This window comes from Streptococcus hongkongensis, assembly GCF_053206145.1.
Window position 1 is genome coordinate 17,761 of sequence record NZ_JBRUGD010000015.1, and the last position, 24,820, is coordinate 42,580.

30 protein-coding genes are annotated in these 24,820 nt (G+C 34.8%); 20 read left to right on the forward strand and 10 right to left on the reverse strand.

Annotated features, from left to right (window positions below):
* Window positions 1-24 precede the first annotated feature (24 nt).
* The 9 genes from ACVRZD_RS09070 (at window position 25) to ACVRZD_RS09110 (ending at window position 8,538) form a co-directional block, all read left to right on the forward strand.
* A complete protein-coding gene (locus ACVRZD_RS09070) occupies window positions 25-636 on the forward strand; it encodes a MarC family protein (protein ID WP_037626604.1) in 612 nt (203 codons plus the stop codon).
* Window positions 637-828: 192 nt separating this feature from the next.
* Window positions 829-1,287, forward strand: coding sequence for an NUDIX hydrolase (locus tag ACVRZD_RS09075; protein WP_037626606.1), 459 nt, complete (start codon window positions 829-831; stop codon window positions 1,285-1,287).
* A 16-nt stretch (window positions 1,288-1,303) separates the two neighbouring features.
* Window positions 1,304-3,202, forward strand: coding sequence for a tRNA uridine-5-carboxymethylaminomethyl(34) synthesis enzyme MnmG (gene mnmG, locus ACVRZD_RS09080; protein ID WP_037626607.1), 1,899 nt, complete (start codon window positions 1,304-1,306; stop codon window positions 3,200-3,202).
* Window positions 3,203-3,290: 88 nt separating this feature from the next.
* Window positions 3,291-5,264: a DHH family phosphoesterase gene (locus ACVRZD_RS09085; RefSeq protein ID WP_037626608.1), complete on the forward strand. Its 1,974-nt coding sequence runs from the start codon at window positions 3,291-3,293 to the stop codon at window positions 5,262-5,264.
* A complete protein-coding gene (gene rplI, locus ACVRZD_RS09090; RefSeq protein WP_037626610.1) occupies window positions 5,265-5,717 on the forward strand; it encodes a 50S ribosomal protein L9 in 453 nt (150 codons plus the stop codon).
* 32 nt (window positions 5,718-5,749) lie between these two features.
* Complete coding sequence (gene dnaB, locus ACVRZD_RS09095) at window positions 5,750-7,108, forward strand: replicative DNA helicase (protein ID WP_037626611.1); 1,359 nt, start codon at window positions 5,750-5,752, stop codon at window positions 7,106-7,108.
* 16 nt (window positions 7,109-7,124) lie between these two features.
* A complete protein-coding gene (locus ACVRZD_RS09100; protein ID WP_037626612.1) occupies window positions 7,125-7,397 on the forward strand; it encodes a Veg family protein in 273 nt (90 codons plus the stop codon).
* A 236-nt stretch (window positions 7,398-7,633) separates the two neighbouring features.
* Entirely contained in the window at window positions 7,634-8,245 is a 612-nt protein-coding gene (gene rpsD / locus ACVRZD_RS09105; RefSeq protein ID WP_037626614.1) for a 30S ribosomal protein S4, read from the forward strand.
* Between the two features lie 125 nt (window positions 8,246-8,370).
* Window positions 8,371-8,538: a CsbD family protein gene (locus ACVRZD_RS09110; RefSeq protein WP_037626615.1), complete on the forward strand. Its 168-nt coding sequence runs from the start codon at window positions 8,371-8,373 to the stop codon at window positions 8,536-8,538.
* A 357-nt stretch (window positions 8,539-8,895) separates the two neighbouring features.
* On the opposite strand, the gene ACVRZD_RS09115 is transcribed toward ACVRZD_RS09110, so the two are convergent.
* Window positions 8,896-9,429, reverse strand: a complete 534-nt coding sequence (locus tag ACVRZD_RS09115; protein WP_037626617.1) for a TetR/AcrR family transcriptional regulator — start codon at window positions 9,427-9,429, stop codon at window positions 8,896-8,898.
* A 186-nt stretch (window positions 9,430-9,615) separates the two neighbouring features.
* Between ACVRZD_RS09115 and ACVRZD_RS09120 the strand changes: the two genes are divergently transcribed.
* On the forward strand, window positions 9,616-9,966 hold the full coding sequence (locus tag ACVRZD_RS09120) for a DUF1304 domain-containing protein (protein ID WP_037626618.1): 351 nt from the start codon (window positions 9,616-9,618) through the stop codon (window positions 9,964-9,966).
* Window positions 9,967-10,001: 35 nt separating this feature from the next.
* Here the strand turns inward: ACVRZD_RS09120 and ACVRZD_RS09125 are convergent, their stop codons facing one another.
* From ACVRZD_RS09125 to ACVRZD_RS09135, 3 genes are read right to left on the reverse strand one after another with little or no spacing between them, the layout of a single operon-like run.
* Window positions 10,002-10,910: a DUF4097 family beta strand repeat-containing protein gene (locus tag ACVRZD_RS09125; protein WP_230588957.1), complete on the reverse strand. Its 909-nt coding sequence runs from the start codon at window positions 10,908-10,910 to the stop codon at window positions 10,002-10,004.
* Complete coding sequence (locus ACVRZD_RS09130) at window positions 10,910-11,491, reverse strand: DUF1700 domain-containing protein (protein ID WP_037626621.1); 582 nt, start codon at window positions 11,489-11,491, stop codon at window positions 10,910-10,912. The genes ACVRZD_RS09125 and ACVRZD_RS09130 overlap by 1 nt, the downstream gene beginning before the upstream one ends.
* Entirely contained in the window at window positions 11,478-11,804 is a 327-nt protein-coding gene (locus ACVRZD_RS09135) for a PadR family transcriptional regulator (protein ID WP_037626622.1), read from the reverse strand. The genes ACVRZD_RS09130 and ACVRZD_RS09135 overlap by 14 nt, the downstream gene beginning before the upstream one ends.
* A gap of 197 nt (window positions 11,805-12,001) precedes the next feature.
* On the opposite strand from ACVRZD_RS09135, the gene ACVRZD_RS09140 reads away from it, so the two are divergent.
* From ACVRZD_RS09140 to ACVRZD_RS09150, 3 genes are all read left to right on the forward strand, one after another.
* Window positions 12,002-12,322, forward strand: coding sequence for an ArsR/SmtB family transcription factor (locus ACVRZD_RS09140; protein WP_037626623.1), 321 nt, complete (start codon window positions 12,002-12,004; stop codon window positions 12,320-12,322).
* Window positions 12,323-12,373: 51 nt separating this feature from the next.
* Entirely contained in the window at window positions 12,374-12,709 is a 336-nt protein-coding gene (locus ACVRZD_RS09145) for a thioredoxin family protein (RefSeq protein WP_037626625.1), read from the forward strand.
* A 124-nt stretch (window positions 12,710-12,833) separates the two neighbouring features.
* Window positions 12,834-13,418, forward strand: coding sequence for a helix-turn-helix transcriptional regulator (locus ACVRZD_RS09150; RefSeq protein WP_037626626.1), 585 nt, complete (start codon window positions 12,834-12,836; stop codon window positions 13,416-13,418).
* Between the two features lie 47 nt (window positions 13,419-13,465).
* Here the strand turns inward: ACVRZD_RS09150 and ACVRZD_RS09155 are convergent, their stop codons facing one another.
* Both ACVRZD_RS09155 and ACVRZD_RS09160 read right to left on the reverse strand, forming a co-directional pair.
* Window positions 13,466-14,308: a DUF368 domain-containing protein gene (locus ACVRZD_RS09155; protein WP_447450447.1), complete on the reverse strand. Its 843-nt coding sequence runs from the start codon at window positions 14,306-14,308 to the stop codon at window positions 13,466-13,468.
* 242 nt (window positions 14,309-14,550) lie between these two features.
* The gene (locus tag ACVRZD_RS09160) at window positions 14,551-14,751 is read right to left on the reverse strand and encodes a CPBP family intramembrane glutamic endopeptidase (RefSeq protein WP_080730862.1); all 201 of its coding nucleotides are present in this window, start codon (window positions 14,749-14,751) and stop codon (window positions 14,551-14,553) included.
* An 827-nt stretch (window positions 14,752-15,578) separates the two neighbouring features.
* On the opposite strand from ACVRZD_RS09160, the gene ACVRZD_RS09165 reads away from it, so the two are divergent.
* Window positions 15,579-16,052, forward strand: a complete 474-nt coding sequence (locus ACVRZD_RS09165) for a helix-turn-helix transcriptional regulator (protein WP_037626630.1) — start codon at window positions 15,579-15,581, stop codon at window positions 16,050-16,052.
* Window positions 16,053-16,102: 50 nt separating this feature from the next.
* Here ACVRZD_RS09165 and ACVRZD_RS09170 read toward each other — a convergent pair whose 3' ends face one another.
* From ACVRZD_RS09170 to rpmF, 4 genes are all read right to left on the reverse strand, one after another.
* The gene (locus tag ACVRZD_RS09170) at window positions 16,103-16,591 is read right to left on the reverse strand and encodes an NAD(+) diphosphatase (RefSeq protein WP_037626632.1); all 489 of its coding nucleotides are present in this window, start codon (window positions 16,589-16,591) and stop codon (window positions 16,103-16,105) included.
* Window positions 16,592-16,657: 66 nt separating this feature from the next.
* Complete coding sequence (locus tag ACVRZD_RS09175; protein WP_037626633.1) at window positions 16,658-17,269, reverse strand: phosphatase PAP2 family protein; 612 nt, start codon at window positions 17,267-17,269, stop codon at window positions 16,658-16,660.
* A gap of 127 nt (window positions 17,270-17,396) precedes the next feature.
* A complete protein-coding gene (gene rpmG / locus ACVRZD_RS09180) occupies window positions 17,397-17,546 on the reverse strand; it encodes a 50S ribosomal protein L33 (protein WP_002982147.1) in 150 nt (49 codons plus the stop codon).
* Between the two features lie 15 nt (window positions 17,547-17,561).
* Window positions 17,562-17,744: a 50S ribosomal protein L32 gene (gene rpmF, locus ACVRZD_RS09185; protein WP_000290414.1), complete on the reverse strand. Its 183-nt coding sequence runs from the start codon at window positions 17,742-17,744 to the stop codon at window positions 17,562-17,564.
* Between the two features lie 268 nt (window positions 17,745-18,012).
* Between rpmF and ACVRZD_RS09190 the strand changes: the two genes are divergently transcribed.
* The 6 genes from ACVRZD_RS09190 (at window position 18,013) to ACVRZD_RS09215 (ending at window position 24,818) form a co-directional block, all read left to right on the forward strand.
* On the forward strand, window positions 18,013-18,705 hold the full coding sequence (locus tag ACVRZD_RS09190; protein ID WP_080730863.1) for a TMEM175 family protein: 693 nt from the start codon (window positions 18,013-18,015) through the stop codon (window positions 18,703-18,705).
* Between the two features lie 138 nt (window positions 18,706-18,843).
* Entirely contained in the window at window positions 18,844-20,121 is a 1,278-nt protein-coding gene (gene hisS / locus ACVRZD_RS09195) for a histidine--tRNA ligase (RefSeq protein WP_037626650.1), read from the forward strand.
* A 157-nt stretch (window positions 20,122-20,278) separates the two neighbouring features.
* Entirely contained in the window at window positions 20,279-22,027 is a 1,749-nt protein-coding gene (gene aspS / locus ACVRZD_RS09200; protein ID WP_037626635.1) for an aspartate--tRNA ligase, read from the forward strand.
* A gap of 22 nt (window positions 22,028-22,049) precedes the next feature.
* Window positions 22,050-22,988, forward strand: coding sequence for a YitT family protein (locus ACVRZD_RS09205; RefSeq protein WP_037626651.1), 939 nt, complete (start codon window positions 22,050-22,052; stop codon window positions 22,986-22,988).
* A gap of 17 nt (window positions 22,989-23,005) precedes the next feature.
* Window positions 23,006-23,884: a YitT family protein gene (locus ACVRZD_RS09210; RefSeq protein WP_037626636.1), complete on the forward strand. Its 879-nt coding sequence runs from the start codon at window positions 23,006-23,008 to the stop codon at window positions 23,882-23,884.
* A 55-nt stretch (window positions 23,885-23,939) separates the two neighbouring features.
* The gene (locus ACVRZD_RS09215; protein WP_037626637.1) at window positions 23,940-24,818 is read left to right on the forward strand and encodes a YitT family protein; all 879 of its coding nucleotides are present in this window, start codon (window positions 23,940-23,942) and stop codon (window positions 24,816-24,818) included.
* Window positions 24,819-24,820 lie beyond the last annotated feature (2 nt).

The window sequence follows — 24,820 nt, forward strand, 5'->3', positions numbered from 1 at the left end:
TGACAAGTTTAAAGAAGGAGTAAAATGATTTCTAAATTTATATTAACATTTATGGCCTTCTTTGCCATTATGAACCCATTGTCAAACTTGCCTGCATATATTGCATTGGTGGCTGATGATGATCAAACGATTTCTAAAAAAATAGCTGGAAAAAGTTTAATTGTAGCCTTTTGCATTATTGCTCTTGTTACTGTCAGCGGACAATATATTTTTACAGTTTTTGGAATCACTATTCATTCTTTACGAATAGCAGGTGGTATTTTAGTGGCCCTAACTGGTTACCATATGATAAATGGGGTACATTCACCAACTTCAAAAAATCTTGAAACAGGTAATAGGGAAGACCCTACAGAAGTTGCCATTTCACCATTAGCTATGCCACTCTTTGCTGGCCCTGGTACAATTGCTACTGCCATCACCTTATCTCAAGGTTCCTTCCAAAATCAGGCTATAACCTTATTAGCATTCTTCATTCTTTGTGTAATTACCTATCTACTGCTATTAAGTGCAAAACCTATTGCTCAATTTTTAGGAAAAAATATGATGGGAATCATTACAAGGTTGATGGGGTTAATTTTAACAACAATTGGTATTCAGATGCTAGTCATTGGGATAAAAGGTGCTTTTAAAATATAAAGTTGACAAGAGTTGTCAATTTCAGTTGACAATAGGTTGACAATGAAATATTTAATAAATATTGACAAGATTACTAATTTTGATAAAATTAAGGTAACAATATCATGATGGTCAAAGCTCATGGAAATTGTAGGTCTTTTTGGCTACGTTTCCTCGGGTTTTGACTTTTTTTGTCTATGTTAGGAGTAGAAAATGTCCAAAGATTTTAGAATAATCGAATCCAATTCTACGATGGAAGTTAGAGCTACTGTACTACTGGTCAGAGATAGAAAACTATTTTTAGTCAAGAAAGGTGATAAGTATTATACGATTGGTGGTGCCCTAGAATTTGGTGAAACCTCTCTTGAGGCCGTTTCACGTGAAACAAAAGAAGAAGTAGGGATCGACGTCATGAATTTACAGATGGCATTTATTGTTGAAAATCATTTTAAAATTAATGAGAAAAAATGGCATAATGTTGAATTTCATTATATCGTTAATCCAACAATCGATCCGCCTTTACAGATGAATGAACCGGGGATGGTTTTACCATGTCAATGGGTACCATTCGAGGAATTGGAGTCTATCAATCTCGTTCCTGAGTTTTTAAAGCGTGAACTTCCTATTTGGAATGGACAATTAAAGCATATTATTAATAAAGAAAATAAATAAGAAGAGGAAAATAAAAATGATTCATGAATTCAGTGAAAATTATGATGTCATCGTTATTGGTGCAGGGCATGCTGGTGTAGAAGCTGCTTTAGCAGCAAGTAGAATGGGTTGTAAAACGCTGCTTGCAACAATTAGTTTGGATATGTTAGCATTTATGCCCTGTAATCCTTCAATAGGTGGTTCAGCAAAGGGTATTGTTGTTAGAGAGATCGACGCCCTTGGTGGCGAAATGGCTAAAAATATTGATAAAACCTATATTCAGATGAAGATGTTGAATACAGGTAAAGGTCCAGCAGTGCGTGCTTTACGTGCACAAGCTGATAAGTCACTGTACTCTCATGAAATGAAAAAAACAGTTGAAAAACAGGAGAATTTGACGCTACGTCAAGCTATTATTGATGATATTTTAGTTGAAGATGGAAAAGTTGTTGGGGTTCTGACGGCAACGAGTCAGAAGTTTTCAGCTAATGCAGTTGTAGTAACAACAGGAACTGCTCTTCGTGGTGAAATTATTCTTGGTGAGTTGAAATATTCCTCTGGACCAAATAATAGTTTAGCTTCGATTACCTTGGCAGATAATTTAAAAAAACTAGGACTTGAGATTGGTCGTTTTAAAACTGGAACACCACCACGGGTCAAGGCATCATCAATTGATTATGATAAAACAGAAATTCAACCCGGTGATGAAACGCCTAATCATTTTTCTTTTTTAAGTAAAGATGAAGATTACTTAAAAGATCAAATTCCATGTTGGTTAACCTATACCAATAGTACTAGTCATGATATTATTAATAGAAATCTTTATCGTGCACCAATGTTTTCTGGTATTGTCAAAGGAGTCGGTCCTAGATACTGTCCGTCAATTGAGGATAAAATTGTTCGTTTTGCTGATAAAGAGAGGCATCAATTATTCCTAGAACCAGAAAGCAGAGATACTGAAGAAGTTTATGTTCAAGGATTGTCAACTAGTTTACCTGAGGATGTTCAGAAAGAATTAATTCATTCTATTAAAGGCTTGGAAAATGCAGAAATGATGCGGACAGGCTATGCCATAGAGTATGATATTGTTTTGCCACATCAATTGAGGGCTACGCTAGAAACAAAGCTTATCTCAGGGTTATTTACCGCAGGTCAAACAAATGGAACATCAGGCTACGAGGAAGCTGCTGGACAAGGAATTGTCGCAGGGATAAATGCTGCTTTAAAAGTTCAAGGAAAGCCTGAGTTGATTTTAAAGAGGAGCGATGCTTATATTGGTGTCATGATTGATGATTTGGTTACTAAAGGGACTCTTGAACCTTATCGTCTTTTGACTTCAAGAGCTGAATATCGTTTGATTCTTCGTCATGATAATGCAGATATGCGCTTAACTGAGATTGGTCGTGAGATTGGTTTAGTTGATGATCAACGATGGGATAGTTTCCAAATTAAAAAGCATCAATTTGAAAATGAATTAAAACGATTGGATAGTATTAAGCTTAAACCTGTTAAAGAAACAAATGAGAAGGTTCAGGCACTAGGCTTTAAACCTTTAACAGATGCTATGACAGCAAAAGAGTTTATGCGCCGACCAGAAATTTCATATCAAACAGTTGTCAATTTTGTAGGTCCAGCTGCTGAGGATTTGAGTCCTAAAATCGTTGAAATGTTAGAGACTGAAATTAAGTATGAAGGTTATATCAATAAAGCAATGGATCAAGTAGCAAAAATGAAACGCATGGAAGAAAAAAGGATCCCCCAAAATATAGACTGGGATGCGATTGATTCAATTGCTACTGAAGCACGTCAAAAATTTAAAAAAATAAATCCTGAAACAATTGGTCAGGCAAGTCGAATATCAGGTGTGAACCCAGCTGACATTTCAATTTTAATGGTTTATATTGAAGGAAATGGCAAAGCTAGAAGAAAAATATAAAGGTCATGAAATTGTAACCTCAATAGGACCAACAGCTCTGTATTTCAGGGCTGTTTTGTGATATAATAATTGCTTAAGAGGTTAATAGATGAAAAGATTTCGTTTTGAAACCATTCATTTAATTATGATGGGGTTAATATTATTTGGATTGCTTGCACTATGTGTAAGAATAATGGAATCAGAGGTACTAGTTTTAGTAGCTATTTTTCTAGTACTCTTATTTGTAACTGCACTACTTTGGTATCAAAAACAAGTGTATGAACTGTCTGATTTTGATCATATCGAACTTTTAAATGAGCAGACTGAAAATAATCTTAAAACACTTTTGGATAAAATGCCTGTAGGAGTCATTCAATACAATCAGGAATCAAAAGCAATTGTCTGGTATAATCCGTATGCAGAACTAATTTTCACTGATGAGAGTGGTCATTTTGATAATCATATGATTGGAAAAATAATTAATGAAAAATTAGAAGGGAATATTTCACAAACATTTGAAATATCAGGTAATAGGTACTCCTCATATATAGATGAGGCTAACGGAATATTTTACTTTTTTGATGTTTATGTTGGCAATCGACAAACTGTTGATGCTAGTATGCTAAGACCAGCTGTTGGTATTATATCTATTGATAATTACGATGATATTACTGATAATTTGACAGATGCAGATGTTTCAGCAATTAATAGTTTTGTTGCTAATTTTATTGCCGAATTTATGGAATCTAAGCATATTTTCTATCGACGTGTCAATATGGATAGGTATTATTTCTTTACTGATTTTCATACTTTAAAAGAAATGATGGATGATAAGTTTGCCTTTTTAGAGGGATTTAGAAATCAAGCACAAGAAAAACAGTTACGTTTAACGTTAAGTATGGGAATTTCATATGGTATAAATAATCATAATGAGATAGGTCAGGTTGCCCTTGAGAATTTAAATATAGCATTAGTTCGTGGTGGTGATCAAGTTGTTATTAGAGAGAATGATGAGAGTAAGAATCCGGTTTACTTTGGTGGTGGGTCTGTGTCAACTGTCAAACGTTCTCGAACACGTACTCGTGCAATGATGACTGCCATTTCAGATAGAATTAAAGTAGTTGATAATATATTTATTATGGGGCACAAGAAGCTAGATATGGATGCCTTAGGGTCGGCAGTAGGAATGCAATTCTTTGCTTCTAATATTATAGATAATTCCTACGTAGTCTATAATCCTGATGAATTGGGACCAGATATCGAACGTGCTATTGAAAGACTACAAGCTGATGGGAAGACACGGTTAATTAGCGTTCATCACGCGATGAGATTAGTAACACCACAATCTATCTTAATTTTAGTGGACCACTCAAAAATATCTTTAACACTTTCTGAAGATTTTTATAAGATGTTCAAAGATGTCATCGTTGTGGACCATCACAGACGAGATGATGATTTCCCAGAGAATGCTATTTTGACCTTTATTGAAAGTGGTGCAAGTAGCGCAGCAGAATTGGTAACAGAGTTAATTCAATTTCAAAATGCTAAAAAACGACTTAGCAAGATACAGGCTAGTATTTTAATGGCAGGTATCATGTTAGATACTAAAAACTTTTCAACACGCGTAACTAGTCGTACGTTTGACGTTGCAAGTTACCTCCGAAATAAGGGAAGTGACAGTGTTGAAATCCAACAAATTTCAGCAACTGATTTTGAAGAATATCGTCAAATTAATGAGATTATTCTCAGAGCAAATCGTATTGAAGGTGATATTATGGTTGCTACAGGAATTGACAATGCAGTTTACACAAATGTCATTGCTAGTAAAGCAGCCGATACAATGTTGTTAATGGCAGGTGTTGAAGCCAGCTTTGCAATTGTTAAAACAAGTCAAAATAAAGTAATTATCTCTGCTAGAAGTAGAAGTAAAATTAATGTACAACGGATCATGGAAAAACTTGGTGGTGGTGGTCACTTTAATTTAGCTGCCTGTCAAATTGACAATGATAGTCTAATTGATGTCAAGGAAATGTTAGTTGAAACAATAGAAAATACAATGAAAGAAATAAGTGAGGTAGAGTAAATGCGTGTCATATTCTTACAAGATGTAAAAGGAAAAGGAAAAAAAGGGGAAGTTAAAGAAGTACCAACTGGCTACGCACAAAACTTTCTTTTGAAGAAAAACTTAGCTAAAGAAGCGACTAATCAATCTATTGGCGAATTAAAAGGCAAACAAAAGGCGGAAGAGAAAGCTCAGGCAGAGATTTTAGCTGAAGCTAAAGCAACGCAAAAGGCTTTGAGTGAGGAGAACACGCGTGTCTTATTTACAGAAAAGGTAGGACCAGATGGCCGTACTTTTGGTTCTATTACAGCGAAAAAGATTTCTGAAGAATTAAAAAAACAATTTGGAATTACTGTAGATAAAAGACATATTATCTTAGATCATCCTATTCGTGCCATTGGATTGATTGAGGTTCCAGTGAAATTGCATAAGGAAGTAACGGCAGAAATTAAATTAAAAGTTGATCAAGCCTAATAATTGCATGATATAAAAAGGAGGTGTTAAACTTGCCTGAAGTTCCAGAACTTCGTGTTCAACCCCAAGATTTACTTGCTGAACAATCTGTCTTAGGGTCAATTTTTATTTCACCTGATAAACTTATTACAGTCAGAGAATTTGTCTCTCCAGATGACTTTTACAAATATGCTCATAAAATTATTTTTCGGGCAATGATTACACTCAGTGATCGAAATGATGCTATTGATGCTACAACAGTGAGAACTATCCTAGATGATCAAGGGGATCTTCAAAATATAGGTGGCTTGTCATATATTGTCGAACTTGTAAATAGTGTGCCAACGAGTGCAAATGCTGAATATTATGCTAAAATCGTTGGTGAGAAGTCAATGTTACGAAACATCATAACTAGATTGACAGATACTGTCAACTTAGCTTACGAGGGAGCAAATGATTCGGAAGATATTATTGCAGGTGCAGAGCGTGCATTAATTGAAATTAATGAACATAGTAACAGAAGTGGTTTTAGAAAAATTTCGGAAGTCTTAAAGGTCAATTATGAAAGTCTTGAAGCACGTTCGAAACAAACAAGTGATGTCACTGGTTTACCGACAGGCTTTAGAGACCTTGACAAGATTACAACAGGTTTACACCCGGATCAACTAATTATTTTAGCAGCAAGACCTGCCGTTGGTAAGACTGCATTTGTTTTAAATATTGCTCAAAATGTTGGTACAAAGCAGAAAAAACCTGTAGCAGTTTTCTCACTTGAGATGGGGGCTGAAAGTTTAGTAGATCGTATGCTTGCTGCAGAAGGAATGGTTGATTCTCACAGCCTTCGAACAGGGCAATTGACAGAACAGGATTGGAACAATGTTACAATCGCACAAGGTGCATTGGCCGAGGCCCCAATCTATATTGATGATACACCTGGTATCAAAATTACTGAAATTAGGTCTCGTTCTAGGAAATTGGCTCAGGAAGTGGCTGGTCTAGGACTAATTGTAATTGACTATTTACAGTTGATTACTGGTACAAAGCCTGAAAATAGACAACAAGAAGTATCAGATATTTCTAGACAATTGAAAATATTGGCAAAAGAGTTGAAAGTACCTGTAATTGCTCTTAGTCAGCTTTCTCGTGGAGTTGAACAACGGCAAGATAAACGTCCAGTACTTTCAGATATTCGTGAATCCGGATCAATTGAACAGGATGCAGATATTGTAGCTTTCTTATATAGAGATGATTATTATCGTAAAGAGGGTGAAGATCCCGAAGATGCTGTCGAAGACAATACAGTTGAAGTGATATTGGAAAAGAACCGGGCAGGTGCTCGTGGAACAGTAAAGTTAATGTTCCAAAAAGAGTATAATAAGTTTTCAACGATAGCACAATTTGATGAGAGATAAAAGGAGTTAAAACACAATGAGTGATGCATTTGCAGATGTAGCAAAAATGAAGAAGATTAAAGAGGATATAAAAGCCCATGAAGGTCAATTAGTTGAATTGACATTGGAAAATGGGAGAAAACGTGAAAAAACAAAGATAGGTCGTTTGATTGAAGTTTATCCTTCTTTATTTATTATTCAATATAATGATGAAGCTGATCAACCAGGTGCAATAAGTAATTCCTATGTTGAATCATATACTTATTCAGATATTTTGACAGAGAAAACTTTAATTCGATATTTTGATTAGTCATAAAGAGAGTGAGCTTTGCTTACTTTTTTATTTAAATACAGTTTATAACATTTACAACAAATGAATACTATGGTATAATACTCTTTGTGTGAAATAGCAGCAGAAAAATATGAAGCTCGTCAACAGGTGGTTATCTAATCAAGTAACCTTTGCTGTTTAGGCGAAAGCCACCTGCACGAATCAGGATTTTTTAAACAGTTATTTCCTCAAAAAAATAGAGGAGGACATCAAATATGTCACGTTATACTGGTCCATCATGGAAACAATCACGTCGCCTTGGGTTATCACTTACAGGCACAGGTAAAGAATTGGCACGTCGTAACTACGTACCTGGTCAACACGGTCCTAACAACCGTAGCAAACTTTCTGAATATGGTTTGCAACTTGCTGAGAAACAAAAATTACGTTTCTCTTACGGTTTAGGTGAAAAACAATTCCGTAACTTGTTCGTACAAGCTACAAAAATTAAAGAAGGAACGCTTGGTTTCAACTTTATGGTTCTTTTAGAGCGTCGTCTTGACAATGTTGTTTACCGTTTAGGTCTTGCAACTACTCGTCGTCAAGCACGTCAATTCGTTAACCATGGTCATATCCTTGTTGACGGAAAACGCGTTGATATTCCATCATTCCGCGTAAATCCAGGTCAAGTGATTTCAGTTCGCGAAAAATCAATGAAAGTACCTGCAATTCTTGAAGCTGTTGAAGCTACACTTGGACGCCCAGCATTCGTATCATTCGATGCTGAAAAACTGGAAGGTTCATTAACACGTCTTCCAGAACGTGATGAAATCAACCCAGAAATCAATGAAGCACTTGTCGTTGAATTCTACAACAAAATGCTTTAATTCTTACATTAAGTACTTCAAAAGCCTGTTATTACAGGCTTTTTTCTTGTTCTGAAATTGATATAGTTTTTATTTGCTAAGTTAATTGTCAAGTGGTATGATAAAACAAAAAGGAGAATTTTATTATGTTAGATGAAAAGACAAAAGCAAAATTCGAAGAAATTAAAGGCGAAGCAAAAGAGACAGCAGGGAAGGTACTTGGCGATAAAAAACTAGAGGTTGAAGGCATTCTTGAAAAGGGGATTTCTAAGGGAAAAGAGTCTTTGTCTGACTTAAAAAACATCTTCAAATAAGATTAAAAAATCCACTAAATAAAGTGGATTTTTTAAGTTGTGACTTTTAAATATAGGATAAATATGAGTTCTATCTGACTTATTTTTAAGAGAAGAACAAAAAAACATATAAATGACCTGTCAATGCGTATCAGAGACTTTCAATATACCGCTGAATGTTACAATCTATGGTTGAGAGAGTCTTAAATTAGTGACAAGGGGTAGATAAGAAAAGACTCTAGAAAATAACTAAATTAGAACTATGTAAAGAATATATGTTTGACCTCAGCTACAATTACTCGGTATGTTTTGATGGTTTACTTGATTCGATATTAAGACGTGTAAACAAACAAGTTGACAGTGAAGTAAAGATAGTTGTCAACTAATAGATAACATTTTTAACACAAAAATGGTCATTTCTTCAGGACTTTCTTTTTTTCCTCTAGCTACCCAAGCTTGACATGTTCCAAAGAAAGCATATGCTAGGTAAATACTCTGGTAATCTTTTTCTTTTTCTGTCATATTATGATTTGGAATTTTTTCTTGTATATCTGTTTTTATCAAGAGTCGAACTCTATTTATAATATAACTTTGAATCTCTTTTGTTCCGTTAGCAGAAACTAATGCTGACAGTAATTGTTCTCTGGCTAAAAATTTGAAGATTTCAAGAAATATCTGCTCTCGGTCACCATAATCTTTTTCAAAAACAAATTCTAGTTTGTGACTTAGCATTTTTTGATAGGAGTCAATCATTTCATATTTATCTTTATAATGTGTATAGAAACTTGAACGGCTAATACCAGCAGTTTCAGCTAATCTTTTAGTCGTAATGTCATCGAAGCTTTCTGTTGACAAAAGTTTTACCATTGCGTCAAGTAGAGCTTTTTTTGTTTGTTCTTTTCTATTTGACAATGTAAATCTCCTTTTATTAGTAGAGTTTTTTGTTGAAAATTCAAATATCTTGCTATCTTAGTACTAAATAGTATAATATATTCTATCATATTTATTAACAATTGATACGACTTTGGAGATTTTACTTGAAACTTTTTTTAAGTTATAGGTAGTAGCTGTTAATTTACTATAGAAAGAAGTTGAATCATGTCCATCCTAACAATTATTTTTACAATTTTTGCAGCACTAGAACAGTTATATATCATGTATATCGAAACATTTGCAACGCAATCAAAGGCCACACAACGCGTTTTTAAGCTATCACATGAAGCTTTGTCAAATGGAACTGTTGTATCACTATTTAAGAACCAAGGTGTTTATAATGGGATAATTGGACTTTTTCTTTTATATGGTTTATTTTTGGCACAAACTGTTGATATTGTTGCTTTATTTTTAATCAATGTTATCCTAGTAGCTATTTATGGGGCACTTATAGTGGATTACAAAATATTATATAAACAAGGTGGATTTGCCATTTTAGCATTGATTAGTTTGTAGCTATTTAAAAAAAACAAGGAAGAAACTCCTTGTTTTTATTGTACTTCTAGATCACCAGCCTGTGTATTAATATCGAGTCTATTATTAGAACTTTTTTTTAAGATTGTTGTCAATTGAGTATCACCGATGGATTTCTTAGGGTTTACAGTCAAATCATATTTTGCTAATTTAATATGGACATCTCCAGCTTGAGTTATAAGACTATTGGTATTGAGATATGTTAATGAACTTCCATTGAAATCACCTATCTGGAGTTTAAAGGTGGTATTATCCATTTGTGATTCTGAAATTGAAGCATCTCCCGTTTGTTGTTTAACGGTCAAGTCTGTCAATTGACAGTTATTCACATTGATACTTCCTATTTTAAGGTCAACATTACCATTTGTTAGTTTACAGTTTGAAAGAGTTAATTCGCCGAGATTTAAACTGAGGTCACTTTGTTGACTTGTAATATTTTCAAGGTAGAGTTCACCAAGTGCAATGGTTGTCTTTAGTGATTTTACGTCAGTACCCTTTGGTATCTTAACTGTTATGTGATAAGGACTATCCATCCCAATTGTAAACTTACCTGTAAAGTTAGCAATATCTTTTAGATTGATAAAATTAAATTTTCCTTTGATGTGTTTTAGTTTTGAGGTTTCTTTTACTACTAATGTGCCACCATTATTGGAAACTTCTACTGGAACTTTTTTATCAGTGTAATAGAGAATACTTGGTTTCGCATCGTTAGTCTCAATAATTTTCACACTAGAAATATTTGCACTAATGTCAATCTGTTTGACACTCTCAAAAGTTTTAGATTTTTCTTTCAGATTGCTCTTTTCAATTTTTGCTTGTGCAACATGATCCATTCCACCAGTCTGATAGCCGTATGTTCCTAATGCGATACCTGAAATAAGACAGACAAGAGATGATCCATAAACAACTTTTTTCCATGTTTTCATTATTTTCTACCTCTCTTAATCAACCAGTTAATTGCCCTTGCGCTAGCTTGAATGATTTCTTTTATTGCATCAAATCCTAGCATAATTGATAGAATAGATCCACCGATCATGGCTAGGCCGATTCCAAAACTTAGAAGTGTACTTGACAAAGATGTTGACAGATATGAAAAGCTATCCATAATCATGAACATACCATTAATAAGGAAAGTTAACCCTAATGCAATTAAGGTAAAGATGAGTGCTGCAACTAATAGAATAGCTGCAAAAATTAAAGCTAAGATAGTCATAGCTATTGGGAAGGCAAGTGGAGCTGCTAATAGTGCTAATATTGTTATCCAAATAATTGTAACTGTTGACTTAGGTGTTTTGTTCCGATGATCAATTTTTTCGTCTAATAACTTTGATAATATTTCACTAGCTGCTTCTTTCGGAGAACCTAGTTCCTCTATAACTTGGCTTTCATTCTCTGGACCAGCCTCTTCAAAATATTCTGTGTAATAGTCCATTGTTTCCTCATAATCACTTTGAGGTAGCTTTTTGAGGTGTTTACTTAATTGATTGAGATAGTCAGTCTTTGTCATGTCTTAATCTCCCTTGGATAATAGCTGCAATACTGTCTGTGTATGTTTGCCATTCCTGATTTAGATAGTCGAATTGTTTTTTGCCCTCTTCTGTGATGGCATAGTATTTACGGTTTCTGCCTTGATGTTCTTGACTATAAGTTGTTAGATAGTTTTCTTTTTCCATTTTTTTTAAGATTGGATAAAGAGTAGATTCTTTAATATTTGCAATTAACTTAATGGTTTGGCTAATTTCATAACCATAAGAATCTTCCTTATTAACAATAGCTATAATCAAATACTCAATCAAGGTTGCTGATGTTGGAAAATACATAGAAGCCTCCTTATTCGCCACATATTTAAATTTTATATATAAATGTTTTATATATAAAGTATAAGGCTGAAGAAAAATTTTGTCAACACTAATATGTAAAAATTTTATATATTTTTATTTTTGTTTTTACGATTGCCAAAAAGTGTATAAAGGTGTATGCTAAACATATAAAAATATTTTGATATGAGAGGTCGCGTATGTCTGATATTACATCTGATGTCATGCTTTTCAAAGCATTAAGCGATATAAATAGATTAAGGATATTAACGTATTTACAGCAGGGTCAAATTTGTGCCTGTGAGCTATCAGAAAAACTTTCTATTGCGCAGACGGCTTTGTCCTATCATATGCGAATACTTTGTCAATCTGGACTTGTTGACAGTAAACAAGTTGGTAAGAGGAAGCACTATCAACTCAGTAAAAAAGCTCACAGAACATTATTGACACTAGTTGGCAATTATCTTGCTTGTCAAGATGAGCAGTTTATTTGTCACTGTAAAAGAGTAACAGATGACTAATATTGGTTATTTAATATATTACAAAGATTAATTTTTTAAAGGGGAAAAATCATGGGATTATTTAGTAATAAGGAAGAAAAAGAATGTAAATGCGGGAATTGCAAATGTGGCAAAGCTTCTCAAGGTAACATTCTTGAAGTGTCTGACCATACTTTTAAAATTCTAGGTTCTGGTTGTAAGAAGTGTATGACTTTAGAGCAAAACGTTTTACAGGCTTGTAAAGAAATGAATAAACTTGTCAATATCAAGCATGTTACAGATTTTAGTGACATTGCAGCTTATGGTGTTATGCAAACACCAGCACTTGTTTTTGATGAAGATGTTGTTTCTTATGGTAAAGTTCTTACAGTTGAAGAAGTTAAAGAAATTATTCTGGAAAACTTTTAATTTTTCGAGTTTCTTTACAGTTATGTAAAGCAGCTTTTTTGATATGGTGAAAATAGGGTCATGTCAAAGACCTTTGATAGAAAAAATTTTCCTTGAATTGTATGCTAAAGGAAAGGAGGTACTTATGGAACTTGGGAAACAAGTCGCAAGTCGTCGTAAGCAACTAGGCTTAACACAAGAACAAGTGGCAGATAAAATTTTCGTCAGTCGACAAAGCATTTCAAACTGGGAAACCAATAAAACCTATCCAGATATCCAAAGTCTGTTACTGCTGAGTCAACTCTTTCATGTGTCACTTGAAGAATTAATTCAAGGAGACCTTGCAGAAATGAAGAATGAAGTTAGTAAAACAGAAATCGGACATTATAAGAAAGACAGTCTTATCTTTACAATCTTACTGATTGGTTTACCAATGATTACCTACCCATTAGTGTATTTTTTCGACTGGTACGGCATAGCGATACTTGCTATTCTATCGATTGTTGCTATGATTTATGCTGATCGTGTTGAAAAATTTAAAAAAGCCAATCACCTTAGAACTTATAAGGAACTCGTTGCTTTTGATCAAGGAATTCCCTTAAGCCAGATCGAAAAAGCTGAGGAGAATGCTAAGTATCCTTATCAGACACCAGTGATTGTTCTTGGCTTTGCTTTGTTTTCTGGGGTGATGGTTATTATCACGGTGGTCATTATTAATTGGCTATTTTAAAAGAGTTGGGATTTTCCCAACTCTTTTTGTAACGCATGAATTCTTACTTACTTGTACTTGTCTTCCAGTTGACTCATCCATAGTCCGAGCCAGATTCCTAGTCCGAATAATAGCAGAGCCATTCCCCAAGTCGCTAGCCCAGCTCCCGCGTAAGAGATGGCCTCGCTGCTACCTGTGTTTGGAATGAGAATTAAGAGTGTACTGGATAAAACGATCCCAATGATAAAATGATAGACTCTAGAATGGTAGTTTTGAATGGCATAATCCATTGCTTTTGAAAAGGCTACCATGGCAATCAGTCCTCCAAGGGCAATTGGGAAAAAGGTGCCCAGTAGATCCAATGACTTGAAACCATGGAGCATTGGTGAGTAGATGCCTAGGATAAGGAGCAGATTAGATGGGCTAAGTCCAGGGACCAAGACACCTAAAGCAATTAATATGCCAGCTATCATAAATGTCAAGAAGTTAACAGGTAAGGTGCCAACTAAATTATCTAAGAAATAGAGCAAGAGACCGGAAATGACAAAGGTTCCTATGAACCAAATGACATCGACAGAATCTCTTTTTGATTTTTTTGTGGATTCTGTTAAAAGACTAGGGATAGTCCCAATAATGGCTCCCGCAAATCCCCAAAGTACTGGAACTTGGAAATGTTTGAGTAGAAACTCAACGGGGAAAGAAAAGAGGGCAATCCCGATGATGCCACCAATCCCAACTGGAAGAAAGTAGAGCAAGTTTTGCATAAAGTTATCTCTGATATGTGCCAAAAAGTTAATTAGCCTTTCATAGATCCCTAAAATAGCAGCGAGAACGCCACCTGAAACACCTGGTAAAATAAAGCCTAAGGCAATAATCATTCCCTTGATTACTCTTCCTACAATTGAACCCATACAATCCTCCAAAAAAATAATACATTAATTGTATCATAAAAAGATAGATAGTTCATTTAAAGCACTGGCTAAAAGATATTGTGAGATGAAATAATTGAGACAATAACTTACGATTAATTTATTGCATTTAAAAAATAATAATAAGGATATATAATGACTTCCTTAGATGATATCAGGTTGATTGTCATATGAACAATAACTGAGAGAAAAAGTGACTTTGTGATTTTAAAAAGTATAGATAATCAGAGTCCAAAATCAAAATAAACTTCATAAATTTGCCAATTAAACTTACCATTAATTTGGTGAACATAAGCAAATAACATGCTTGACAGTAATACGTCTAAATAATATTTAGAATTTTCAAAAATGGATGTCATTAATACCCCTCTAAATATCAGTTCTTCGTATATAGGCCCTAAACAAGTCGTCTGTAGTAATACCAAATATAGAGCACTAGGTTATTCTCAATCATGGTAAAAGAACTATTTCCACTCCTTGGTTGTTTTTGATAAAAACCGGAATTTTCTATATAATTTTGCCATAAAAATAGAAGCCCTACCATAATAATGGTGATTAATAGGTCTTTTAGTTTAATCTTTTTAAGACTTAAAATATAACTTTTTTTCATTTGATGGAGGCAAAAGATTCCTAGTCCAATTTCACATATTACTAATAAATTCATCAGAACAAGTCCAACAAAATCAATATCAGAGAAAATTTTATTTTCCTCCAATAATTGATTCTAAAGAATCTAAAGAGAGAACTGTATAGTTATGAAATTTTTGTATTTCCATTGAAATTTCTCCAAAAAATATTGTGACGCGCTCACAAGTACACATAAAGGAAAATTTATCTGAATTATTGAAAATTCTCAAATGGTCGAAATAGGTTCTGAATGGTCAAAATATTGTCTTTATTATAACGTTGCGCCATTTTCGTCTTGCGTTGCGTGATTTTTTGATATTTCTAACCTATACTTGCCATAGAAATATAAAGGAGGTTGTAGATTATGCTACAATTTATTAAAAGAAACAATAAAAGTCTTATTTGGATATTCTTATTTGGCCTTGCAGGGCTCGTGATTCCTCCACTCTTTCACTTTTTAGTTAAATTGATAAATGCCTACCCAAGATTGAGTCGATTAATCATTATTGGAATTATTTTAGCTATCATGATTTACAGGCCACATCACATTATTATTGATCTTATACTCCTTGTATCGGTTACATATGATTTAGTAACAATAAAAAAATAAAGTATTGAGGAAATTATGGACATTTCACAAGTTATCAAAGAAGGCCGCAAAAAACAAGGGCTAACTCAACAAGACCTAGCAGATAAGATTTATGTCGCCAGACAAACCATCTCAAAATGGGAATTAGGGAAAAGTATCCCTGATCAGGTCTCTTTAAAACTGCTTTACAAAGAACTTGATATTGAACCAGAAATACAAAAGAGCATCACAGAAAAACTGTTTGGTCAGCAACAATTTCTTTTACTAGCTCTGATTCACATTTTCTCACCTCTTGTTCTCCTCATTCGTTATTGTTTCTTTAAACTTAACCAAGTGGAAGATACGCGTCTAGCGTTATTAATGAGGTGTATTCTGACATTTCTTATGGCTCTTTACCTTAAGTCTCTTAAGGATTTGCTTTTTTATATTGCATGCGCAGCACTATTTGTCGCCTACTTTAGCTACCGCCTCTATCACTTAGGTCTTGAGAAAGAAAGCAAAGATGAATAGCATGTATTGAAGTTGACAGTCAAAAAAGAGACCAGTTCTGGTCTCTTTTGCTAGTTTTGAGCAAGATAGGCGGTTAAAAACTTTTCAGCAAGGCTATTTGGGAAAATATTAGCCTTAGCTTCTTCAGGGCTGTACCAGTAATAATCGTCTATTTCATGATTAGGTGAGAAGTCGCTGTCATCTTCAACAAAGGCTGTAAAGTTACACATGAGGGTGTTTGAGGGTTGGAAGAACTGGGTCTGGTTGAATTGGATAGTGCTAGCAGTTAAGCCAGTTTCCTCTCTCAATTCTCTAAGGACCGTATCTTCAACACGTTCACCATGGTTGACATAGCCGGCAACTAGAATTTTTTTTGCTCGGCCATACTGTTGAATCAGTAAAATCTTTCCATTGGTTTTATTGATGGTAATGATGCTAACAGCAACGTTATAGAGAGGAAAACGGAAGCTTTCACAAGGTTGACAAAAAGGTGCCATACCTTCATATTCAAGTTCCTTTTCAATCAATTCCTGTCCACATTCCTGACAAAATTTATTCACAAGAGTACCTCTTAACTATTTTAAAATGTATCATACTATTAGATTATAACACATTACTAATGCCACTTAGTCCTTGATATAAGGTGTTAGAGTTAGTAAAGCTGAGTAGGCACTAATACTTAGTAAGAGTGAAGCTAAAATATCAGTTGGGAAATGATCTCGAAGATAGAGCCTAGATAATATAACTAAAAGTGCAAAAATGGCCGTTAAAGAGAGTATGAGTAGTGATGTTAGAGACTTGATATCTTTTTTTAATAAGTAAAGTAATAAGAAAAAGAGAAGAAGAATACACAAAGTATGACCACTTGGAAAACTATAACCTGTATCAGCCAGTAATTGATGATTAGGTCTTTGTCTTGAAAAAAGATATTTTAAGCCTACTCCTAGTGCACTCGTACCTAAATAGTACGTCATTAAAAGAATTGTTTTTTTAAGACTGAATGGTCTTATTAATAAAATAATGGCTAGAGCTAATATGGTTACAATAGCTGGGCTACTAATGATTGTGATTAGTTTAAAAAAGCTAGTTGCACTAGTAGAATCAAAGCGACTTAACATACCTAATAGATGATAATCATCACCTTGAATAGTGTTTTTTTGAAAAACAAGTGCAAATGCTAAAGCTAAAAAAAGTAAAAAGCTTATTTCTAGACTATAAAATGACAGTTTATGTTTCATGGTATTCCTCACAATTGATTACTATATTGAATATGAAACACATTATGTCAGAGAAAACTGAAAGATTTATTAAATACAAAAGAAAACCTATGAAAAATTAATTTTTCATAGGTTTTCTTATGTTCAATTATTTAACTTCTGTAAAAGTTACGTGTTTACGTAATTTTGGTGAATATTTTTTCAATTGAAGACGGTCTGGAGTGTTACGTTTGTTTTTTGAAGTAAGGTACAAGCGTTCACCAGATTCTTTGTGTTCAAGTGTAATATTTACGCGCATGGTATCTCCCTTCTATTATTTAGCTTCGTTAGCTTTAGCGATTTTACGTCCTTTGTAGTATCCTTTAAGTGATACACGGTGAGAACGTGAGTAATCTCCAGTAGTTTCGTCGAATTGTACAGATGGAGCTGTCAATTTGTAATGAGTACGACGTTTGTTCTTTTTAGCTTTAGACGTGTGACGTGCAGGAACTGCCATTTTTTCTATCCTCCGATTAAATTATGTAGGGCTTATCATAGTAGTGATCGTCATATCTCTGAATATAAGAATGTTCAGGAGATTATTAGAGTTACTAGGGACCCATATTCATTTTTTAGTTACGTGATTTTCATCAACTTTAACATGATATCATATCTTTTTTGTAAAGTAAAGTTACTTGACACTTTTTTTCTAAATTTAAGTAGGAATAGTTTGAAAAGACTTTTCGTCGTGGTATGATGAAGTATCAATTTATGGAGAATGACAAATGAAACATATTATTTCTAGGTTTGATGCCCTTAGTGATGCTATTATTGCCATTGTTATGACAATTTTGGTTTTGGAAATAAAAATTCCTGCAAGCATTCATCAATTACCAAATTTTGCTTATGCTGTGGGAACCTTTTTAATTTCATTTTTGATTGTCTTTAATTTTTGGTATCGACGGACTCAAGTCTTTAGTAATGTTGACAGTGTGGGCTTTTCATCTTTTATCCAAGATGTTATTGCGCATATGATGTTAGCACTATTTCCTCTGGCTACAAAAATGTTAGTGTCCTTTTCAGATAAGTGGGTTGCTATCTTATTTTTTGGCATCATTAATTTGCTAACAGGTCTCTTGCTAAATATCATGACTATTCGACTTACTACAGATAATTTAGAAGTTGCTATTTCAAAACGACGTCAACAAGTTCATCTGTTTTACCAAAAACGCTTATATTTGTTTTCAGTTATGGATGTGCTTGTGATGCTTTTAGCTCTGGTATTCAACCAATTTGGGATATTTCTCTACTTAATTTCACCTTTAGTTGAGTTTTGGTTTAATTATAAGAGAGGTTTAGCCTTTGAAGCGGCGGTCAAATTGGGTTACAGTTTTGAAAATTACTTGTCAGGACATTTTGAACATGGAAAGCCGACTAGACAATTTGGAAATCTGCGAAAATTTGATCTTCGTGATTAGTGTTAGCATAGGTAAATTGTGGTAAAATAATAATGATTAAATGTTAAAGAAAGGATAGAGTTAAGGGGGATGGCAAGGACAATGTTTTGCTATTCATAACAGTTGGTTATAGCTCGAAAACTCCAAGTATCTTATCAAATGAAATTACAAAAACCAAAAGGAACTCAGGATATTCTTCCTGCAGAAGCTGCCAAATGGCAGTATGTTGAACAAGTTGCACGTGAAACATTTAAAAAGTACAATTATGGTGAAATTAGAACACCTATGTTTGAACACTATGAAGTCATCAGTCGTTCAGTTGGTGATACGACTGATATTGTTTCTAAAGAAATGTATGACTTTAATGATAAAGGTGGTCGTCACATTACTTTACGTCCAGAAGGTACAGCTCCTGTTGTGCGTTCATATGTGGAAAATAAACTATTTGCTCCAGAAGTGCAAAAGCCACTTAAAATGTACTATATTGAACCAATGTTTCGTTATGAACGTCCACAAGCAGGTCGCCTTCGTCAATTCCATCAGATTGGGGTAGAATGCTTTGGTTCAGCTAATCCTGCTACAGATGTTGAAACAATGGCTATGGCCTATGATTTGTTTGATGCACTTGGTATCCCTAATCTGAAACTGTCGATTAACAGCTTAGGAAATCCTTCAAGTCGCACAGCTTATCGCCAAGCGTTAATTGACTTTTTAACACCACTAAAAGCAAATTTATCAAAAGATAGTCAACGTCGTCTAGAAGAAAATCCGTTACGGGTTTTGGATTCTAAAGAAAAAGAGGATATTGAAGCCGTTAAAAATGCGCCATCTATCTTAGAGTTCTTGGATGAAGAAAGTCAGGCTCACTTTGACGGTGTTCGTGACATGTTAGATATGTTAGGTATTTCTTACACGATTGACACTAATATGGTTCGTGGTTTGGATTATTATAATCACACGATTTTTGAAGTCATCACCGAAATTGAAGGATCTGAATTGACAGTTTGTGGTGGCGGTCGTTATGATGGTTTAGTAACCTACTTCGATGGACCAGAAACAGCTGCATTCGGCTTTGGACTTGGCTTAGAGCGTCTCCTAATGATTATCGACAAATTAGGAATTGAGCTTCCAATTGAAGAAAACTTAGACCTTTATATGGCTGTTCTTGGGGATGGGGCCAATAGCAAAGCCCTAGAGTTAATTCATGCCATCCGTCGTCAAGGATTTAAAGCAGAACGTGACTATCTAGGTCGTAAGATTAAAGCACAATTCAAGTCCGCGGATGTCTTTAAAGCTAAAGCCATTATCACTTTAGGTGACAGTGAAGTTGAGGCTGGTAAGGTGACCATCAAAAACAATCAAACGCGTCAAGAGTTAGCGGTAACTTTTGAAGAATTAATGACTGACTTTGCAGCTGTGCTAGCAAAACTAAATTAAAAATAGAGGAGACGTGAGAGTTTTCACGTCTTTTTCTGTTTGTAAAACTGTGAACCATAATCTTCTCAATGATTTTCAGAAAGTCCTCGTAAAAGGTGGGGTTTTTAGTGCCTTTTTGTTATAATGGTAGGGACTAAAAAAGTATTGGAGTAATAGAATGAAACGAAGCATGTATGCAGGACGTGTTCGATCAGAACATATCGGACAAGAAATCACCCTAAAAGGTTGGGTAAGTCGTCGTAGAGACTTAGGTGGTCTTATTTTTATCGACTTACGAGATCGTGAAGGAATCATGCAGCTTGTTATTAATCCAGAGGAAGTTTCAAGTGAGCTTATGGCTATGGCTGAAGGTTTACGAAGTGAATATGTGATTGAAGTAACTGGTCAAGTTGAAGCGCGTCAACAAGCCAACGACAACTTAGCAACTGGACAAGTTGAACTGAAAGTAATAAGTTTAACTATTTTGAATACTTCTAAAACAACGCCATTTGAAATCAAAGACCAAGTGGAAGTCAGTGATGACACGCGCTTACGTTATCGTTATCTTGATTTGCGCCGTCCAGAGATGTTAGAAAATTTCAAATTACGTGCTAAGGTAACCCATTCAATCCGCAATTATCTTGATGACTTAGAATTTATTGATGTGGAAACACCAATGTTAACAAAATCAACACCTGAGGGTGCGCGTGATTACTTGGTGCCAAGTCGTGTTAGCCAAGGCCATTTTTATGCCTTACCACAAAGTCCACAAATCACAAAACAGTTGTTGATGAACTCAGGCTTTGACCGTTATTATCAAATTGTTAAATGCTTCCGTGATGAGGACCTTCGCGGTGACCGTCAACCAGAATTTACCCAAGTTGACTTAGAAACATCATTCCTTGATGACAATGAGATTCAAGATATTGTTGAAGGTATGATTTCTAAAGTCATGAAAGAAACAAAAGGTATTGATGTTACGCTACCTTTCCCACGGATGGCTTATGACACAGCAATGAACCAATATGGTTCAGATAAACCAGATACCCGTTTTGAGATGCTTTTACAAGACCTTACTGAACTTGTAAAGGATGTTGACTTTAAAGTCTTCTCTCAAGCAGAAACAGTAAAAGCAATTGTTGTCAAAGGCAAAGCAGACAGCTACTCACGCAAGGACATTGATAAATTGACTGAGTACGCTAAACAATTTGGTGCCAAAGGCTTAGCTTGGTCAAAAGTTGTTGATGGACAATTAACTGGTCCAGTTTCTAAATTCTTAGTGCCAGTTGCTGATCAATTAACAAGTCACTTAGTTGCTGGTGAAGGCGATTTAATCCTTTTTGTGGCAGATAGTTTAGAAGTAGCTAATAATACACTAGGTGCGTTAAGGACACGCATTGCTAAAGAACAAGATTTAATCGATCAATCACAATTTAATTTCTTATGGGTTGTTGACTGGCCAATGTTTGAATGGTCTGAAGAAGAAAATCGCTATATGTCAGCTCACCACCCATTCACCTTGCCAACAAAAGAAACAGTCGACTACTTAAATGGCGATCTTGCCAAAGTTCGCGCCGTAGCCTATGATATTGTTCTTAATGGTTATGAATTAGGTGGCGGTAGCCTTCGTATTAATCAAAAAGACATGCAAGCAAACATGTTCAAAGCCCTAGGCTTTACAGAAGAAGATGCCAATGAACAATTTGGCTTCCTGTTAGAAGCCATGGATTATGGGTTCCCACCACACGGTGGATTGGCCATTGGACTTGACCGTTTTGTTATGTTATTAGCAGGCAAAGATAATATCCGTGAAGTGATTGCTTTCCCTAAAAATAATAAAGCGTCAGACCCAATGACACAAGCGCCAAGTTCAGTTTCTGTTAAACAATTAGAGGAATTAAGTTTACAAATACAAAATCATGATTAAAAAAACAACTTATAAAAAAACTATTTATAAGAAAAGTCCCTATAAAAAACGGGTAAAATACGTGATTAGTAGAGGCGCCAAACGTGTTGGTTTATTAAATACATTAAGAAGTATTTCTAAGGAAAAATATGCAGAGAAGATTTCAGCTTCTTTACTTTACGGGATTTTATCCAGTATTGCTGTTAATATTTTTTACCAACCAGGTCATGTCTATGCCAGTGGGGCAACAGGTTTGGCACAGATTGTATCTGCTTTGTCGGATAGATTTTTTGGGTTTGTATTTCCAATTTCTGTTGCTTACTACATCATAAATGTGCCACTAATGTTACTAGCTTGGTATAAAATTGGTCATAAATTTACCATTTTTACTTTTATCACAGTTAGTATGAGCTCCCTTTTTATCCAATTAATGCCACAGATTACCTTAACCACCGATCCCTTAATTAATGCTATTTTTGGGGGATTGGTGATGGGGTTAGGGATTGGTTATTCCCTACGGTCAAGAATTTCAAGTGGTGGGACTGATATTGTCGGGTTAACACTGCGAAAGTCAACAGGACGAGACGTCGGTAGTATTTCATTGGCAGTCAATGGCGTTATTCTCATAATAGCGGGGATTATTTTTGGTTGGCAATATGCTCTTTACTCAATGGTTTCGATCTTCGTTTCTAGCCGTGTGACTGATGCTTTGTATACTAAGCAGAAAAAAATGCAGGCAATGATTGTGACAGAGCATCCTGATCGCGTTATTGCTGCAATTCATAAGAAACTTCATCGAGGAGTAACTTGTATCAATGATGCAGAAGGAACTTACAAACATATTCATAAATCAGTATTGATAACAATCTTAACACAAGAAGAATATAACTATTTTAAATGTATCATGGCCAAAGCTGATGCTAATGCTTTTATATCAATTGCAGAGAATGTACGTATTATTGGTAAGTTTGTTGATGATTAGAAAAAACAGGAGATAATATGCCTATAGATCATAAGTTACAAATCAAAAATTTCTGCTTTATTATTTTAGGAGCAGGAATTTATGCTTTTGCATTTGTTTATTTCTATATGGCAAATAGGATTGCCGCAAATGGCTTAGCAGGTTTAACATTGGTTGCTAGGGCACTCTTTAATATTAATCCAACTATTACAGGTTATTTGATTAACCTTCCCTTAGTTTTTCTTGGCATCAAATATTTTGGAAAACGATCAACGGTCTATACTGTCACAGGAATTGTTTCGATGTACCTCTTTGTTTGGGTGTTTCAACAAATTCCTCTGAAGATTGATTTAGATCATGACAGCTTAGTGGTTTCACTAATGGCAGGGATTATTGGTGGTATTGGCGGTGGGATAGTCTTCCGGACAGGCGGTACAATCGGTGGAGCTGACATTATTGCTAAAATGGTAGAAACTAAATTTGGTTTACAGTTAAACCAAGCTCTGCTAGGAATAGATGTTTTTGTCATGATTGTTTCTTTAACCTATATTTCTTTACCCGATATGATGTACGCATTGATAGCAAGTTTTATGTATGGACGCATCGCACATTTGGTTCAAAATGGTGGCTATTCTGTTCGAGGAACCATTATCGTGTCAGAATGTTACTCTGAAATTTCCGCATTTATTATGGATGAACTGGGTAGAGGGTTAACCTATTTGAATGGTGAAGGGGCTTACTCTGCAAAAGAAAAGAAAGTAATTTATGCAGCTCTAAGTCGAACTGATGTTCGAGAACTGAAAGCTGTTGTTAATGAAATTGACCCAAGAGCTTTTATATCAATTTTTGATATGGATGAAATTAATAGTCCTGATTTTATTATTAATAGACCGAGAAATCGGAAAAAGAAGAAATAGCTAGTTTGCCTCATATTGAAGCAACTAGTTTTTTGTGGAAGTATGAGGTAAGGTAATGACTAATATGGAAGTCTTAAATAAACTAAGAAAACTAGTGCTGATAACACTTGGAGTAGCTATCTATGCCTTTGGCTTTGTTAATTTTAATATGGCAAATCGATTGGCAGAAGGTGGAGTAGCCGGTATTACCTTGATTTTGCATGCCATGATAGGTATCAATCCAGCTTATTCATCTCTAATTCTAAACATTCCTTTATTTATTTTAGGGGCTAAAATTTTTGGGAAGCGGTCGCTCTTCTTGACAATATATGGAACAGTTACAATGTCTATTTTCATCTGGCTCTGGCAGAAGATTCCTATTGCTATGGGATTAGAACAAGATATGATGTTAGTTTCTGTTATTGCAGGTCTGTGTGCAGGACTTGGTAGTGGCATTGTTTTTCGTTATGGAGCAACGACTGGTGGGACTGATATTATTGGTCGTATTGCAGAAGAAAAGTTTGGAATTAAGTTGGGCCAGACTTTGCTTTTCATTGATGCCTTGGTCTTAGTAGCATCCTTATCATATATTGATTTGAAACATATGCTGTATACTTTGGTCGCTTCATTTGTATTTAGTCAAGTCATTACAGTTGTACAAAATGGAGGCTACACTATTCGTGGTATGATAATCATTACAAAACATTCTAAAGCAGCTGCCTCAGCAATTCTAACAGAAATAAATCGAGGGGTTACCTATTTGAAAGGTGAAGGGGCTTACTCTGGAAATGAGTACAATGTCATGTATATTACCTTAAGTCCAAATGAAGTAAGAGATGTTAAACGGATTTTGGCTGATCTTGATCCGGATGCCTTTATTTCAATTGTTGATGTTGATGAAGTGATTAGTTCAGATTTCAAAATTCGCCGCAAGAATTATGATAAGCCAGTCTAAAA

Excerpts from the sequence above, each read along its gene's own strand:
- ACVRZD_RS09130 (WP_037626621.1), bottom strand. The coding sequence starts at position 11,491 with ATGACAAAGACTGACTATCTCAATCAATTAAGTAAACACCTCAAAAAG.
- ACVRZD_RS09155 (WP_447450447.1), bottom strand. The coding sequence starts at position 14,308 with ATGGGTTCAATTGTAGGAAGAGTAATCAAGGGAATGATTATTGCCTTA.
- ACVRZD_RS09120 (WP_037626618.1), top strand. The coding sequence starts at position 9,616 with ATGTCCATCCTAACAATTATTTTTACAATTTTTGCAGCACTAGAACAG.
- ACVRZD_RS09085 (WP_037626608.1), top strand. The coding sequence starts at position 3,291 with ATGAAAAGATTTCGTTTTGAAACCATTCATTTAATTATGATGGGGTTA.
- ACVRZD_RS09125 (WP_230588957.1), bottom strand. The coding sequence starts at position 10,910 with ATGAAAACATGGAAAAAAGTTGTTTATGGATCATCTCTTGTCTGTCTT.
- aspS (WP_037626635.1), top strand. The coding sequence starts at position 20,279 with ATGAAACGAAGCATGTATGCAGGACGTGTTCGATCAGAACATATCGGA.
- ACVRZD_RS09210 (WP_037626636.1), top strand. The coding sequence starts at position 23,006 with ATGCCTATAGATCATAAGTTACAAATCAAAAATTTCTGCTTTATTATT.
- ACVRZD_RS09070 (WP_037626604.1), top strand. The coding sequence starts at position 25 with ATGATTTCTAAATTTATATTAACATTTATGGCCTTCTTTGCCATTATG.
- ACVRZD_RS09110 (WP_037626615.1), top strand. The coding sequence starts at position 8,371 with ATGTTAGATGAAAAGACAAAAGCAAAATTCGAAGAAATTAAAGGCGAA.
- ACVRZD_RS09135 (WP_037626622.1), bottom strand. The coding sequence starts at position 11,804 with ATGTATTTTCCAACATCAGCAACCTTGATTGAGTATTTGATTATAGCT.
- ACVRZD_RS09175 (WP_037626633.1), bottom strand. The coding sequence starts at position 17,269 with ATGAAACATAAACTGTCATTTTATAGTCTAGAAATAAGCTTTTTACTT.
- ACVRZD_RS09145 (WP_037626625.1), top strand. The coding sequence starts at position 12,374 with ATGGGATTATTTAGTAATAAGGAAGAAAAAGAATGTAAATGCGGGAAT.
- hisS (WP_037626650.1), top strand. The coding sequence starts at position 18,844 with ATGAAATTACAAAAACCAAAAGGAACTCAGGATATTCTTCCTGCAGAA.
- ACVRZD_RS09190 (WP_080730863.1), top strand. The coding sequence starts at position 18,013 with ATGAAACATATTATTTCTAGGTTTGATGCCCTTAGTGATGCTATTATT.
- rplI (WP_037626610.1), top strand. The coding sequence starts at position 5,265 with ATGCGTGTCATATTCTTACAAGATGTAAAAGGAAAAGGAAAAAAAGGG.
- ACVRZD_RS09215 (WP_037626637.1), top strand. The coding sequence starts at position 23,940 with ATGACTAATATGGAAGTCTTAAATAAACTAAGAAAACTAGTGCTGATA.
- ACVRZD_RS09150 (WP_037626626.1), top strand. The coding sequence starts at position 12,834 with ATGGAACTTGGGAAACAAGTCGCAAGTCGTCGTAAGCAACTAGGCTTA.
- rpsD (WP_037626614.1), top strand. The coding sequence starts at position 7,634 with ATGTCACGTTATACTGGTCCATCATGGAAACAATCACGTCGCCTTGGG.
- ACVRZD_RS09140 (WP_037626623.1), top strand. The coding sequence starts at position 12,002 with ATGTCTGATATTACATCTGATGTCATGCTTTTCAAAGCATTAAGCGAT.
- rpmF (WP_000290414.1), bottom strand. The coding sequence starts at position 17,744 with ATGGCAGTTCCTGCACGTCACACGTCTAAAGCTAAAAAGAACAAACGT.
- ACVRZD_RS09165 (WP_037626630.1), top strand. The coding sequence starts at position 15,579 with ATGGACATTTCACAAGTTATCAAAGAAGGCCGCAAAAAACAAGGGCTA.
- rpmG (WP_002982147.1), bottom strand. The coding sequence starts at position 17,546 with ATGCGCGTAAATATTACACTTGAACACAAAGAATCTGGTGAACGCTTG.
- ACVRZD_RS09100 (WP_037626612.1), top strand. The coding sequence starts at position 7,125 with ATGAGTGATGCATTTGCAGATGTAGCAAAAATGAAGAAGATTAAAGAG.
- ACVRZD_RS09075 (WP_037626606.1), top strand. The coding sequence starts at position 829 with ATGTCCAAAGATTTTAGAATAATCGAATCCAATTCTACGATGGAAGTT.
- mnmG (WP_037626607.1), top strand. The coding sequence starts at position 1,304 with ATGATTCATGAATTCAGTGAAAATTATGATGTCATCGTTATTGGTGCA.